Genomic DNA, 16,361 nt, shown 5'->3' on the forward strand with positions numbered 1-16,361 from the left:
GCGAGAAGAGAAGAGCGGCGCGGGGTGCGTTGGGCTCGGTGCATGGCGGTCGTGCGGACGACGCCCGACGTTCCGCGACCGACGGTGAGCCATGAACCGACCCGTTACCAGCACGTCGCCGCATGAAGGTCGCGGGCACCGCTCGAGAGCAGTGGCGCATGGCAAGGCAACAGGCAGCGGGCAACAGGCAACAGGAAGAAGCCGCGAAGGGGAAGAAGGCAGTAGGCAGTAGGCAGTAGGCAATAGGAAGAAGCCACGAAGGGGAAGAAGGCAATAGGCAACAGGCAGAAGGCACGAAGGCACGAAGGCACGGAGGCACGAAGGGGAAGAGAAAGCGACGAAGAGAAGACATGGGGTCGAGGAAGTGATGGTTGAGCGGAGAGTGAGATTCCTGGGATCGGGTTCACGGCGGCGCGGCGGGTACGTCCTGCTGGAGACGGTCATTGCCACGGGCATGCTCATTCTCGGACTGGCCGTAATTGGATCGCAATTGCAGAGCGCGCAGAAGTCGGTCCGCATGATGGAGCGGAAGATGCGGGCGATGGCGCTGGCCGACCTGCAACTGGGCCAGCTCGATCTGGGGCTGGTGGAGCTGCAAGCGCTCAACAAGATCGAGGAGAACGACTTCGGGCCGCGTTATCCCGACTGGGGCTGGCGTCTGCTCATCGAGGAAACCTCGATTCCCACGCTGTACTCGATGCAACTGGAAGTCCAGTATCTGCGGCGCGAAGGGGAGTACTCGCCAGAGACGTTCGATCACGATCGGGCCGAGACCATCTATACCCTCTACGCCATGCGTCCGACGCCGCAGCCGGTGAACCTGGCGACAAGCTTCAATCTCACCGACCAGGAATACGAGGAGCTGGACGGGAAGCTGAGCAAGATCGGCCGTGACGGCCTGGGCATTGAGAACTTCGACTTCAGCCTCCTGGGCAAGATCGACTTCGAGGAATTCCTGGAGGTGCTTCCGGCGCTGGCGGACGCGATGAACATCAAGCTCGACAGCATTCTCGCGTCTCTTCCACCGGATCTGCGTGCGCTCGTCGAGGAAGCCCAGGGTGACACGAGCGGAGACCAGAGCGGCGGGCAAGGCGGCCAGGGCGGCGGAGGTGGTTCGCCATGAGGCCGCGCGTGCGACACAGGCAACATTCGCGTGGCGTGACCCTGCTGGAGGTCGTGCTGGCGATGGCGGTTCTGGTTCTGCTGAGTTCGACCATGTACTGGTTCTACGCGTCGACGCTGGAATCGCGGGAGAAGGGGCAGGCCGAATCGCAGCGGCTGCGACTTGTCCGGGCGATTCTGGACCGGATGGCGACGGAGATTCGCCAAGCGAGCATCACGACGGCCGACGGTCGCGCGGGTATTCGGGGGACGGCGGAGCGGATATGGCTCTCGACCATTCGCGTGCCTGACCGGGAGTTCGCGCGGAAGCGGTTTCTTCGGGAGGGCTACCAGCCGGACGCCTACGACCTGACCAAGGTGGAATACAAGATCATCCGTCATCCGCAGGCGCAGACGCCCGAGGGATATTATGTGCCGCTGGGTCTGGCGCGCGTGGAGATTCCCGTGCCCCGGCCGGACAGTCTGGATCTGGGTGCCGGTCTGGAACGTAACCGGCAGGTGTTCGGCGGCGACGAAGGCGAATCGGCGCAGCAGTCGCAACTCGAGGAACAGCAACTGGAAGGCAATCTGCGCCGATCGAACACGGAGCCGAGCACGTTGAAGGAGATGAACTTCCAGGAGTTGTACTCCCAGGAGATTCTCTTCCTTCGTTTCTGCTACTACGACGGCAAGCGCTGGTGGGACACGTGGGAGGTCGACGGGGAGAATCCGCTACCGCAACTGGTGCAGGTTACCATCGGGTATACGCCGACCGTGCCCTTCGAGGAGGAGTTCTCCGACCGGGCGATCACGGAGTTCTGCACGTGCATGAACCACGACCCGGTGGACTGCCTTCCGCAGCCGCCGGATCGCTTCACGGTGAATGTCCGGGTTCCGCAGGCCGATCCTCTGTTCCGCTCGCGCGTGGGACGAGAGACGCAGGACTTCATGGAGCAACTCTCCGGCGGCGGTGGTGGCGGGGCCGAAGGCGGCGGAGGAGGTGAAACCGCGCCATGAGATTCCGGCGTCCCGCGGTCATTCTGCCTACCGTGCTGTTCGTGCTGCTCCTGCTGGGGCTGCTGGTGGCGATGTATTCGTTCCGCGTGAACGCGGACCTGGCATCGATGCAGGCGGTGGCGTATCGAGCGCAGGCGCGGCTGGCCGCGGAGGCGGGCGTCGATTATGTGAAGCTGGGGTTGCGGGAATACCGGCTGGATGTAAACCGCTGGTACAACAATCCCGAGGAGCTCAACCGCGTGCTGGTCTGGTCGAGCGACACGGATCCTCGAGAGTGGGGCACGACGAGGGAATTCAACGACGACCGATCGGTGTACCGGTTCAGCATCGTGGCGGACGATCCGACCGACGACGAGGACTACATCCGGTTCGGGCTGACGGACGAAAGTGCCCGACTGAACCTCAACGAAGCGACGGAAGAGCAACTGCTGATTCTCGTCCGGTCGGCGGCGGCGGACGACACGGAGATCGATCCGCAGCGCATCGTCGATGCGATACTGGACTGGCGGGATGCGGACAGCGATCCGCACGGCGAGGATGTGGACACGGAAGGCGATTACTACCGCAAGCTGGATCGGCCTTATCTGGTGAAGAACGGTCCGTTCGACACGGTGGAGGAACTGCTGCTGGTCAAGGGGATGACGGCCAAGCTGCTCTACGGCGAGGATTTTGATCGCAATGGATTGCTCACGCCCAACGAGGACGACGGCGATCTGACCTTCCCGCCGGACAACGAGGACAACGTGCTGAATCGGGGGATGTATCCGTATCTGACGGTGCTGTCGAAGGAAGACAACGTCGCCAACGACAACCGCCAGCGTATCTACCTGTACATGCCCTCGGAGCAATTGCGCGACGAGCTGGATGCTGTTTTCCCGGAGGAGCCGGAGATCGTCGACTACATCGTCGGTGCATTGAAGCCGACGCAGGGCGGCGGTGCGGGCGGCGGCGGGGAAGGTGGTCCAGGCGGGGGCGGCGGGGAAGGCGGCGCCGGGAGCGACATGCCACCTCAGGAGCCGAAAGGCGGCGGCGGGACCCGTCCCGAGAATGAGAAGTCCGTCCAGTCGGGGAAGTTCGCGCAGGAGAATCCCGGAGACGGGCAGCCCGGCGGCGGCGAAGGCGGAAGCGGCGGGGATGGATCGGCGGGCGGGATTCCCGATACGGGAGGCGATCAAGAAGGTGGAGGGGATGCCGGGGGCGGTGGATCGGGCGGTGGTGGAGGAGGTTCGGGCGGCGGCGGCTCGGGAAGCCAGACGAGGCTGAAAACACCGGCCGGTCTGCTGCGTCCGCAGGAAGTTGACGGGCAGTTCGTGCCGAGCCCGCTGGGACCGGAGCATCTCGCGGCGCTGCTGGACAAGACGACGGTGGTGGATCCGCAACAACAGGACAGCATTCCGGGGTTGATCAACGTGAACACGGCGCCGCCGATCGTGCTGCGCTGCCTGACGGATCTCACGGAAGAGCAGGTGCAGGCGATCGTGTCGACGCGTGCTTCGCTGTCGAGCGAGGCCAAGGCCACGCCGGCGTGGCTGCTGACGGAAGGCATTGTTGATCTGGATGTTTTCGAGAAGATCGCGCCGAAGATCACGGCGCGCGGTCAGCAATTCACAATCGAATCGTTGGGATTCGCCGACCACATCGGCATGGTGGTGCGCCTGCAAGCCGTGGTGGAGGTGGTCGGCCCGATTGCACGAACCATCTATTATCGCGATCTTACCGAACTGGGCGGGCAGTATCCGATTCGCGAGGAAGACAAAGAGAGACTCCGTGGCCGCTAAGAACAAACTAAAAAGATTCGTCGCCCTGGACTGGGATCCGCGGATGCTGCACATCGTTCACGCGCAGACGAGCAAGCGCGGGGTGAAGATCGAGCGCCTGCTCTCCGTCACGATCCCGGAATCGATCGATCCGAACAGCCCGCAGGCCATGGGCGGATTCATCCGCCAGGCGCTGGAGCAGGAAGGGATCCGGACGCGAAGCGCGACCGTGGACGTGCCTCGCGACCAGGCCATTCTCAATACGTTGAAGCTGCCGGTGGCGGCGCGGGACGCGCTGCCCGGGATGGTGCGGATCCAGGTCGCCAAGGAGCTGCCGTTTCCGGTGGCGGCGGCGGCGGTGGATTTCACCGTGCCGGCCGCGGATACGTCGTCCCCGACGTCGGACGTGCTCGTGGCGGCGGTGCGCAACGAGGTGGTGGAGCAGTATGCGTCGACGATCGAGGCGGCCGGTCTGAGGCTGGACCGCATCGGGCTGCGTTCGTGGGCCAACCGCGTGGCGGTCTGCGAATTCCTGCGGCACGCGCTTCCCGAGCGTGTGCTGTTCGTCGACGTCCGCCCGACGTTCACGGAAATCGGCATTCTGCACAACGGCTCGCTGGTGTTCACGCGGGCCGCGTCCGTATCGATTCCGCAGGGTCTGGACGACGACAGCAACCTGTCACTCGACGCGCTGCGCGAGGCCATGCAGAAGCGCGGGGAAGACGACGACGAAAGTTCGCGGCCGCGGCTCTCCGGCGATTCGGTGGTCAGCACGCTGGTCGATGAGGTTACGCGTTCGATCGAGGCCTATCGGTCGCGCGATGCCGGGGCGCACATCGACCACGCCGTGATCAGCGGCGACCTCGGGGTGGAGGAGCGTCTCGCGGACATTCTCCAGCGCAAGCTCTCGATATCGGTCGACCTGTACAACCCGGCGTCGTCGTTCGGTTGGGAGCCGGACGAAGGCGCGGCGGCGGCGGCGTTCGCGGCATCGCTGGGTCTCGTGCTCAGCCACGCGGCAGAGGGCGTGGATCATTTCGACTTCCTCCACCCCAAGCAGGTGGAGACGGCGGCGACGCGACGTTTGCGCCGCGCGCCAGCGGTAGCGGCGGTAATCATCCTGTTCGTTGCCGCACCGGTCGTTTTTCTGCTGGAGGGCACGAAGGCGGATCGGCGGCAGCTCGCGGAGGTCAACCGGCAGATCGAGGAGCTGGAGTCGAAAGAGAAGGACTATCGCAAATTCGTTACCCTGGTGGGCGACATCCGCTCGTTCGACAAGGACCAGCTCGTCTGGGTCGATGTTCTTCTCGATCTGATGGGCGTGCTCCCCTCCAACGAAGAGCTCGTGATCGAGCGGATCGATCTCAAGCAAAAGGACAACCGCATCGAGCTGGTCACGCGAGCCAAACGGCGGGCCGTGGCGACGGAAGTCGTGCGCCGGCTGTATGAGTTCCGTCGCGAAGGACGGGAGTCGCACCGTTTCACGGCGACGTTCGGATCGCAGATTGAAAAGCCCGGCGAGAAATACCCCATCTCGCAGAAGTTCACCATCGAGGTGCACAACGACGAGTTGAAGAAGGGCAAGCACGGCCGGTCGGGCGGCGAGCCCGCCGGATCGGACTCCTGACACCGCGGAGGAAGGACGAGACAGGTCATGAATCAACGATCAAGAATCCTCGCGGGGCTTTTCGGACTGGCCATTGCCTATGCGGTGATCGCCAACGTGGTCTATCCGCGCTGGATCGAGCCGCTGGTGAAGATCGACGAGCGTATTGCGGCGCGCGAGGAAGAGCTGGCGAAGCTGCAGAAGCTGGAGTCCCAGACGGAACAGGCCAAGCGCGAATACATCTCGTTCATGGAGCGTGCGGGCTCGACGGACATCGCCAAGGTGGAGACCGCCGCGCGGGAGCGGATCAACCGGCTGATCAACAAGTACAACCTGGAGCACGCCAGCGTAACACCCAATCGCGGCACGGTGGATCGCAAGACCGGCCTGACGCGGATGACGCTGACGATCTCGGCCGAGGGCACGCTGAAGGACGCGACGCTATTCCTCAAGGATCTCGCGGAAATCCCGCAATTGATGGAGGTGACATCGGCGACACTGTATCCGGTCTCGGAGGCAGGCAAGGGGCGCGACAAAGGCCGGACTGAGGAGCGCGTGGCGATTCGCGCACCGGTCGAATTGCTGGTGCTGCCGCAGGATCGCATCCTCGGCAAGCGGATCGCGGACGCCGACCTGAATCCGCCGGAACAGATCGTGCGGCACCAGGATCGGGATTATACGCTGATTTGGGATCGCACTCCCTTTACGGAATACATCCCGCTCGATCCGCTGGTGGTGAATGCCGGCGGCGCGATCAACGTCGAGGTCGGCCAGCCCGCGGCGATCCAGGCGACGGCGCAGGGCGGAGACGGGAACTACACCTTTGAATGGACGCCAAAGGAAGGTCTGACGGACCCGGGCACGGCGCGGACCAACGTGGATACGTCGGCCATCGGGAACTTCCTGTACACGGTGGCGGTAATCGACGGCAAGGAAAACAAGGCTTCGGCCACGGTTCGCGTGACCGTGAAAGAGCCGCCGCCTCCGCCCACCCGCGTTGTGGAGACGCCGACGGAGCGCCCGCCGCCGCCTCCGCCGGTGATGAAGCCGGTGCGGATGCGCTCGCCCAACGCCCGCGATCTGCAACTGGCGATGATCCTTACGCGCGTGGAGGATGATGAGCAGTCGGGCGGCGTGATGGTGTACGACTCGCGCATGCGCCAGACGCATTACGTGGCCGTCGGTGAACCCTTCGAGGGCGGCACGTTGGTCTATGTTCATCCGCGGGCGGCATTGGTCGAATGGCGTGACGAGTTCTTCGTGTACCCGGTGGGCGGAATGCTCGATCAGGAGATCAGCCTCGATCAAACCGAGGACTATCCGTATCTGAAGCGAGCGGTGGAGTTCCATCGCGAGGCGAAGCTCGCGGCGGCGAAGGAGCAGGCCGAGTCGCCGGCGGCGGGCGAAAATGTCCTCCCGGCGGATGAGGAAACAGCGGCGCAGGGGGATTCCCCCGCGGCAGACGGACCTCCGGAACAGGGCGCCGGATCGCCTCCGGAGGAGGGAGCACAGCCGCCGGATGCCGCGGCCGGGCAACCACCGTCGTCGGAAGCGTCACCGCCGGTCCGGCGCGTTGCGCCACGGCGCAAGGGTCTTCGGCCGAGTCCGACTCCGCCGAGCGCGCATCCGCGACCGGGCGAGTCCACGGGAGATTCCGAGGGGTCGGCGGCTCCCGGTGGTCAACCAGCCGGGGCATCGCCGAAGACGGTTCCGGTGCAGAAACCCGCGGGGGCAGAAGGTGTAGAAGAAGGCAGGAACGCGGCGCCGCGTTCGGGATCATCGGGCGCTCCGGCCGGTGGACCGACGCCGGGGACCCAGCCGACGCCGGTGGCGAACCAAGCCGCCGAGGGTGGACCGGGGGCGACGCCCGAGCCGACGAACAATGTCATGGATGCGCAGTCGGAAGAGCGCACAGATGGAACGTTACCGACTCCGAACTTGACCTCGAAGGAACGAGAAGAGCGTCGCAAGCAGATTATCGAGCGGCTCAAGAAGGAGCGGGAAGAACGGCGTAAACGTCGCTCGACCAAGTGATCATTCCGGTTGAGGGCGACGCCATCATCGAGAAGCCCGGTGGCGGGCAGCGTCAGGGTGAAGAATGGCGACCTAAGCCGCGGAGGCGGCGGATCGTTGAGGATGAAACATGACTACCCGAAATGACAGAGGTCGGGCGGAATGCCTGGTCGCGTTGTTCGCGGCGGTGATCGTCGGTCTTACGGCGGTAACGGATTCCGCGCAGGCCGCTCGAAACGCCGACGTTGCTCTCACCCGGTCGGAACAGGACCAGCCGTCGAGTACGCGCACGCGACTCCCGGCGCGCCCCGGGCGCAAGTCCGTGCGGACGGCTCCGACTCCCGCGCCGAATAACGCTGCGGCCGAGGGTCAGGCGGAGCAGGCGGTTCCCTCGCCTGCCGGAGCCGAGCCCGTCCCGGCGGCGTTTCCACCCGAAGTCCAGGCGCGAATCGAGGCGGCCAAGGCAGATCGCGCGGCGGAAGAGCAGGCGGAGCAGGATACCCCGGTGGGGCCGAATCCGGCGAGCGTCCCGGCGGCTCAGTCGCCGCCGGCGGTGAATCCGCTGGAGGGTCTGGCGCAGTCGCGGCGTACGGCCGGGGATCGGCGTCGGCAGATGCGCCAGCCGGGCACGCCGCGCGGATCGCCGACGACGCCGGGGGTTGTGCCGGGCGGCGGTGACGCGGTGGTGGGATCGGCGATCAACATTCCACCGGCCGAGAACGACGTGCCGCCCGAAGACCGCTTGTACTCGTTCAGCATCAAGGACGCGCCTTATTCGGTGCTGATCGAGGGTATCGCGCAGCAGACGGGGCTGGGAATCATCGGCAGCGCGCCGCCGGACGGGACGGTCACGTTCATCACGGACGAGCAGCTGACCTTTGACGAGCTCATGCAGCGGGTTCGCGAGCTGCTCTTCAATTACAAACCGATTGATCCGTACTGGATTCTCCGCGAGGAGAACGGGCTACGCGTGGTTCGCGTGGTGGACTACCTGCGGGAGCTCAAGCCCGAGCTGATGTTCAAAAGCGTCGAGGAGTTCCAGAAGGCCAACCTTCCCGACCACGAGCTGGTGCTCGTGCTGTATACGCCGAAGAAGGGATCGCTGTCCGATCTCACGGTCGTGCGCGACTTCCTCCCCGATTACCTTCGCGTCACGCCGATGGAGAACTCCAACACCGTGGCGATCTTCGCGCTGGTGCGGGACATCAAGAAGTATCTGGAGCTTGTGGATATTTTCGTGACGCCGGGAGGTAAGGATCCGCGCACGCTCGAGTTGATTCCGGTCCAGTTCACATCGCCCAGCCAGGCCTATGCGCAGTTGCAGAAACTGATGGACTCGGAGACGGGTCCCGATGGTGTTGCGCGGCCGAGGCTCCGTCGGGGGCAGCCCACCGGAAGTCCGCTGGAGAGCATTCCCGAACCGCCGGTGAGCATCGTGCCCGATGACGCGCAGGGGGTGCTGATCGTCCGGGCGATGCAGGACAAGATCGCGGAGATCAAGGATCTGCTGAAAGTGGTGGACGTGGACACGGAGACGAAGTTCACGCCCGCGGTCATCGAGGTGAAGTACAACGCGCCGGATGCGATTATCAACACGGTGCAGCAGATTCTATCGACGGGCGGTACGGCGACGCCGACGGCACCGACGACGTCGGGGCGGCGTCGGTCGCGGCGGCCGCGCACGCCCCAGCCGAATCCCGGTCAGCCGGCGGACAGCGGCATTACGATGATTCCACATCCCGCCGGGGGAGCCATTATCGTTCTGGCCGACGACGAGACGGTGGCGCAGGTGCGCAAGCTGGTCCAACAGTTGGACATTCAGACGACGGCTGATCCGACGTTCATCGCGATCGAATACGCCGAGCCGGAAGTGCTGGTCGCGGCGATCACGCAGATGGTATCGGGTCCCGGTGCGGGTGGTCCGCGGGGTCGAGCGCCGGGTGCGGAAACCAGTGTTTCCATTGTCACCGATCCGGGCGGGACGGGCATATGGGTTACGGGCACGCCCCGGGACGTGGAGCGTATCCGGGGACTGGTCAAGGAGATGGACCGGGCCCAGGACGCACCGACGCTGCACGTCGTTCAACTGGTGAACCAGAAGCCGTCGTTCGTGGCCCAGATTCTCACACAGGTCGATGCCGGCGGGGGAAGCGTGGCCATCGGCGGATCTACGCCGCCGCGAGGGCGACGTCCAAGGCGGCCTCCGGCCCGCGCCGGCGCAGCGGGCGTCGACAGCAGCACGAAGTTCAATCCGGTCGATGAAACGCGGCGGTTGTTCATTCTGTGCACCGACGCCGAGTGGACGCAATACAAGGCCGTCATCGACGATCTGGAGAGCGAGACACCCGTTGCCGAGTTCGAGGTCGTAACGGTCGAGAACATTGCGCCGGAAGAGGCGATCGAGAAGATCCAGACGATTATCGCGGGCGGTGTTCCGGGTGGGGCGGCGCCGCCGCGCAACGTGACCACCGGCTTGCGCATGATCGCTTCGGACACGGGGATCATCGTCATGGGGGCGACCCCGGTCGATCTGTCCACCATCCGGGCCATTTTGGCGGAGATCGACAAGCCCGTGGACATCGAGCAGCGGACGTTCGTTGTCGAGCACGTGAATCCCGCGGATTTGAAGGTGGCGCTCGAGCAGCTGTTTGCCGACGGCGTAACGCCGGGGAATCCGCGTCGGCCGCGCGGGCGGCGCGGTGTACCTGCGGCTCCGACGGCGACGCCGGGCGGCAGCGCGTCGATGACGATTGTGCAGGTGTCCAATACGCTCGTGGTGAAGGCGCCTCCGGATGTCATGACGCAGGTCGCCGAGTTCATCGGTGAATTCGACGTGCCGCGCGACAAGCCGGAAATGCGCGTCTACGACGACTTTCCGCGCGGGACGGACATGTATCAACTGGTCGAAGCGGTGCAATCGCTGCTCACGGATTCGGGCGGGCGGCAGGCGGTGCGAGGCCAGCGGCCTGCCGATCTCGTGCCGACCGAAGGTGAGTTCGTGCCGCGGTTCGTTCCACAGCAGGCGGCGGGACGGCTTATCGTCATGGCGCGACCGGAGCAGTTTGCGGAGATCGAGACGACCCTGGAGACGCTCAAGAGCGAAATCACCGTCACGCCGATCGTGACGGAGTTCATCCCGCTCAAGCACGCCGACGCGGACGCCGTCGTGGAGCAGGTTGATCCTCTGCTGGCCCTGCACGTGGAGCGATTGATCGCCCAGGGTGAAATCGCGGAGGCGGCGGACGATGCCGGTGGGGCGCCGAATCCGGTTGCGCAGCGTGGGGCGCGGCGCGTGCCGCGTCCGGTGGCCGGGGGCACACAGCGTCCCTATCAGCTTCTCGCCGATGCGGCGAATCGCCGGATCGTCATCGCGGCCGAAGAGCCCATCGTGGCCGAGGCCCGCAAGCTCATCTCAGCGTTCGACGTGCCCGGCAGCGCCGTCGAGCCCGTGGAAGTGGCCTACATCAATGTGAAGTACGCCAACCCGGAGGATATCGTCTCGGCGATCGAGCCGGTGATCGCGATGAAGGTGCAGGAATTCGTTGCGGGCGGTGAAATCGCTCCCGAGGCGCCGACGGTGACGCCGGACCAACCGGGGCAAAAGGGTGTGCGGCGGGGGCGCATGCCGCAGGCCATGAACCGTGAGACGCGGCGCTATCACCTGGCGGCCGATCTTCGCCAGCGGCGTCTGGTGGTTGCCGGGCCCAAATCGGTTATCGATCTGACGCGCAAGCTCGTGTCGGATTTCGATCTGCCCGGATCGGACAGCGGGCGGGTGGAGATCGACTACCTGGCCGTGAAATACGCCACGCCGTCGGAACTTGTGGAGCGGATGGACCCGTTTCTCCAGATTCGCGTGCAGCAGTACTTCAGCGACGAGGTGCTCGGCACGGACGAGACGGCGGCGGGCAACCCTGCGGCCGCACGCATCCGGGGCGCTCAGCGCGGCGAATCCCGTCGCTATCACCTCGAACCGGACGATCGCAACGGGCAGATCATCGTTGCGGCGCCGCGGCCGGTGATTGATGAAGCGCGTTCGCTCGTGTCGCAAATGGACAAGCCGACGGAAGGGGACAACATCGTCTTCGAGACGGTGGCATTGGAGAACACCGAGCCTGACGACATGGTCGAGACCATCAGCGGACTCATGCAGGTTCCCGCGCCGAAACGTTCCAACGTGCGTGTGCGGGGCGGACGCCGCGGTGCGACGGCGCCTCCCGCGTCGGCAACCCCGACCGCCGGCGATGACAGCGGGCCGACCTTTACGATCATGGCCGCGCCCGGCGGTGGCGCCGTCGTTCTTCAGGGAAGCGCCGACGATGTCGCCCTGGCCAAGGATTACGTCAAGCAGCTCGACGGCAAGGCGGCCGGCAATCGCACGGTGCGCGTGTTCCAGATCGAAAACGCCGATCTGACGCAGCTCGTGAACATGATCGTCAGCCAGGTGGGCATTGAGGAGAAGCCGGGCGCTCCGGGACGGCCTCAGCCGCGTCATCCCGGTGTCGTCGGAGCGCCGGAAGAAGACGATTTCGAATCGGAATTCGTACGCGAGATTACGCGGACCGGTCCCGATCTGTACTTGCACGCGGATCTGATCGCTGACACGCTGACGGTCTTCACGACGCCGAGCAAGATGCGGATCATCGAAGACCTGGTGGGCAAGGGCGACGCGCCGGAGATGGCGATCGTCAAGCCGGTCCTGCCGCAGATGCTCTACCCGCTGAAGTACGCCGACGCGTTCGACGCGGCGGACCACCTGCGCGGGCTGCTGCGGGCGATGTGGCAGCCGGATGACCAGATTCCGGAGGTCGATTACACGAGCTTCGGCAACATGCTGGTGGTGCGCTATCCGGACGAGAGCCGATTCCCGGAGATCGAAGGGCTGATCCAGGACTACGTCGACAAGGAGGTACGCAAGCCGCTCAAGGCCAAGGCCATCCCGCTGCCGCCAAACATGACCGCGGGGGAGGTGGCCCGGTGGCTGGAGACGAATCTGTCGGACTACGACGTGGAGACGATTAACAAGACACCCACGGTGGAGGAGAAATACGGCGTCGAAGAAGTTCTTCCTCCGAAGCCGTCCTCGCCTTCCGCGTCGAGATCGTGCGTGCTGCCGCTTTCGCTGGTCCGTGCCATGGAAACGGCCGGCGCGGCGGTGATCAGCCAGACTCCGCCGGAGGAGGAGCCGCCGACTGATGAGCCGGCGCAGGAGGGAGAGACGCCGCCGGCCGAGCCTGCTGACGAAGCCGAGCCCCAGGAGGAGGAGGTTCCGCCTCCTCCACCGGCGATGCCCGATCCCTTGGAGGAGATGATCCGTGAGAAGGCCGGCCAGATGCAGGAGTCGGCTGTGCCGCCGGTGTCAACGAAAGGGACGGGTGGCGAGGCGGCTCGAACCGAGAAGCCGGAACCGGCCCGGCCAAATCAGCGGCAGAACATTCGTGTCTATTATGACAACTCCAAGGGCGAGGTGATCATCGAGGGCCCCGAGGATGCCGTGAAGGACATTCCCGACTGGCTCGACGAGATGGAGGAAGCGAACAAGGAGCTCAATCCCCCGCCGGACATTCGCATCATTCGGGTCAAGTACATCGATGTGCGCACGGCCGAGTCGATCATCAACGAGATGTTCAATGCGACGCGGCAGCAGAACCAGCAGCTTCAGTCCATCCAGCGCATGCGCCAGCAGCAGATCATGCAGCAGCGCCGGTTGCAGCAGCAACTCGCGAGGCAACAGGCGGCGCGCGGCGGCCAGCAGCCAGGACAACAGCCGGAGCAGCAGATTCCGCAGGTTGAGGTGCCTTCCCTGCCCGAGGCGTCGGTCCGCGTGTTTGCCAATCCGCGCGATCGGACCTTGATCATCCGGGCAAGTTCGCACCAGTTTAGCGCGATCTACAAACTGCTGGCGACGATCGACCAGCCGCGGCCTTTCGACAGCGCCTATCGTATCTACGAGCTGACCCGGCTTAATGCGGCCGACGTGGAGTCGCTGCTTCGGGAATGGCTGGGGCTCGATCAGGGCAGCAACCGGACCAGTACAAACCGCACGCGCCGCACGCAGCGGGGGATGCCGCCGGGCCAGCCCAACGTGGAGTGGACGCCGGAGTTGCCCGAAACGCTCGTCGAGCCTGTCGAGGGCGACGGCACCGGGCTGGGTATCGATCCGACGGACATCAAGCTCTCCAGTAACTCCCAGACCAACACGATCCTGGCGCTGGCACCCGTGGCGGCGCTGGACTACATCGGGAACCTGATCGATGAGTTGGAAAAGAGCGCGGGATCCGATCGCGTGTGGCGCAGCTACCAGCTTGCCCACGCCCAGGCCGAAGATGTGGTGGCGTTTCTCCAGGAGCGCTTCGCGGACATGCATCCCGGCGCGACATCCGGCGAGACGCGGGCGCCCCGTGGTCGCGGTGATCGCGGCACGTCGTCTTCGTCGGCGCCCCCCGGGTTGAACAGTCCGGTGTTCGTTCCCTACGCGCGGCTGAACATGCTCTCGGTCTATGCGACGGAGGAGACGCTTCCGGAGATCGAAGACGCTCTGAAGCAGATTGATGTGCCCGCGGCCAACGAGCAGTATCGCCATATCACGCTGGTTCATGCCGACGCCGGAGCGGTTGCTGACACGCTGACGGCACTTTTTGGCGGAGGGACGACGAGGGCGCCGACGCCTCGCGGCCGGGGAAACCGTGCCGCGGCATCCGCCGATCAGGATACGTCGTTCGTCGGCGAGGCGGGTGGCAAGATTGTCTTTTACCGCGCGCCGGAGTCATTTTATCCGCGCATCGAAGAAGTGGTCGGTCAGCTGGAGGAGCAGTCCAAGTCGGCCGGTGTCCTGCGCATCATCCAGTTGACGCACGCCCGTCCGAGCGACGTGGCCGCGGCGATTGAGCAGGCGTACGGGAGCGGCGCGGCGACGGGCGCTCGGCGCGGAAATCGCGGTGGTCCTCCGACGGCTACGGGCAGCGAGTTCAGCGTGACGGCCAACGACAGCACGAGGCAGCTCTTCGTTCTTGCCAGCGATGCGAAGTTCGCGGAGATCGAGAGCCTGGCGGTTGCGCTCGATCAGCCCGCCCAGATGGGGTTCGATTTCCGCATTTATCCTCTCAAGTATGCCGATGCGAAGCGCGTGCACGAGACTATGACCAAGCTCGTGCAGGATTACCTGCGCATGCTGCCGCGCGAGCAGCAGCAACTGGAAGCGTTCAGCGTGCAGCCCGACGAGAAGGCCAACGCGCTGGTCGTGCTCGGCGGACCGGTCGTGTTCGGGTTCGTCGAGGAGGCGCTCAAGAAGGTGGACATTCCCGCCAACGCCCGCGACGAAGACGGCGTGATGATGGTCGTGCTCGAGAACGGCGACGCCAACGAAGTTTCGCAGAGCATCAACCGGCTCTGGAGCCAGCGCCTCCAGGAAGGTGAGAAACCGCCGGTGGCGGAGCCGGTCCGGTCGCTAAACGCGCTTGTCGTACGGGGTACGCAGTCGCAGCTCGATTCCATCAAGAAGGAGTTCATCGAGCCGCTGCAATCGCAGGCCGCGGATCAACTGACCACGGCCAACATTCCGCTGACATTCGCCCGTGCGGAGGACGCGGCGCAGACCCTGATGAAGATTTACGACGAGCGGCGGCAGGCGATCAAGGAGCTTGGTCCGCAAGGCAGTGCCGTGTCGCCGTTGGAGCAGACGGTGGTGATTACCGCGGACCCCGTCACCAATCAGCTCATCGTACAGGCCAGTGCGAGCAACCTCGAGGACATCCGCCAGCGCGTGGCGCAGCTCGACGTGGAAGACGTCGCCAAGATGTCCAACGTCGTGACGAAGATCTACACGCCGCGCATCGCGGATGTGGAGACGGTGGCAGCGATGATTCGTTCCATGGCCATGGCGAGCGACTCGAAGTCGCCGGGTCGGCCCAGCCCGACGGGACCGGGGCAGTCCATCCTGGCCATCGCGGAACCGAGCACGCGTTCGGTGGTGGTTACGGCGAGCGGTCAGAATCACGCGCGCATCAAGGAGATCATCGATCAACTGGACAGCGACGCGGCGGCGGATCGCGCCCAGCAGATGCGCACATTCACGGTGAAATATGCCGAGCCGGACATCGTTGTGGACGCGGTGACGCAGCTCTTCAAGGGCGGTCGCGGGAAGGGGACCGGAGAGGTTACGGCCGTCGTCGGCGGCGGCAACACGGTGCTCGTCAACGCTTCCGCGGTCGACATGGCGCGTATCGAGGACCTGATCACCAAGGTCGACAGCCCCGAAGCCAATCTGCAAAAGGTCTACGTCATCAACCTGGAGAATACCGACGCCGAGGCCGTGGCGGGAACGCTCGATCAGATCTTCGTGAAGAGCGCGTCGCAGCGGAAGGGAGCGGGCGCGGCTCAGATTTCGATTTCCGCGCTCAAGGGGTCGAAGGCGGTCATGGTGCGGTGCAGCCCGGAGGATTACGACGCCATCGCCGCGGCGGTCGCGGAAATCGATCGGGAAGAAGCGCTGATGGGCGAGGCCGTCCGCGTCGTGACCCTGTTCTACACCGACGCGACGGAAATGCTCGAGGCCGTGCAGGATTACCTGCGTAAGCCCGGTGTCGGCGGCGGGAAGGGCGGCGCCGGGGGCGACCTCGTGGGCAACACGCGCGTCAGCGTGCTCACGCAGACGAATGCGCTGGTGCTCAGCGGCGACAAGGAAAAGGTCGAGCGGCTCGTGGAGCTTGTTCACGAAATGGACCAGGCCGGGGAGCTGGGCAGCCGTCCCAAGATCGTTGTGCTCGAACACGCCAAGGTGAACCAGGTTCTGCCGGTGCTTCAGGACATGTTCGGCGAGAAGGGCCGGGGCGGTGGGGCGTCGCGGAGCAAGGGCCAGGCGCCGCCGG

General features: G+C 65.0%; 5 protein-coding genes and 1 pseudogene. All 6 read left to right on the forward strand.

Annotated features, from left to right (window positions below; genetic code table 11):
• The first annotated feature begins 367 nt into the window (after positions 1-367).
• Positions 368-1,123, forward strand: a complete 756-nt coding sequence (locus J5J06_09245) for a hypothetical protein (GenBank protein ID MCO6437257.1) — start codon at positions 368-370, stop codon at positions 1,121-1,123.
• Complete coding sequence (locus J5J06_09250) at positions 1,120-2,118, forward strand: type II secretion system protein (protein MCO6437258.1); 999 nt, start codon at positions 1,120-1,122, stop codon at positions 2,116-2,118. Before J5J06_09245 ends, J5J06_09250 begins: the two co-directional genes overlap by 4 nt.
• A pseudogene (locus J5J06_09255) lies at positions 2,115-2,771 on the forward strand (general secretion pathway protein GspK). The gene J5J06_09250 and the pseudogene J5J06_09255 overlap by 4 nt, the downstream one beginning before the upstream one ends.
• 1,114 nt (positions 2,772-3,885) lie before the next feature.
• The gene (gene pilM, locus J5J06_09260) at positions 3,886-5,502 is read left to right on the forward strand and encodes a pilus assembly protein PilM (GenBank protein MCO6437259.1); all 1,617 of its coding nucleotides are present in this window, start codon (positions 3,886-3,888) and stop codon (positions 5,500-5,502) included.
• Between the two features lie 27 nt (positions 5,503-5,529).
• Positions 5,530-7,515 carry a hypothetical protein gene (locus J5J06_09265; GenBank protein ID MCO6437260.1) on the forward strand — a complete coding sequence of 662 codons (1,986 nt, stop codon included), beginning with the start codon at positions 5,530-5,532 and terminating at the stop codon, positions 7,513-7,515.
• Between the two features lie 109 nt (positions 7,516-7,624).
• Positions 7,625-16,361 (forward strand): hypothetical protein (locus J5J06_09270; GenBank protein MCO6437261.1); only part of this gene is annotated, 8,737 nt, incomplete at its 3' end.

The organism is Phycisphaerae bacterium (assembly GCA_024102815.1).
Classification (GTDB): domain Bacteria; phylum Planctomycetota; class Phycisphaerae; order UBA1845; family UBA1845; genus JAGFJJ01.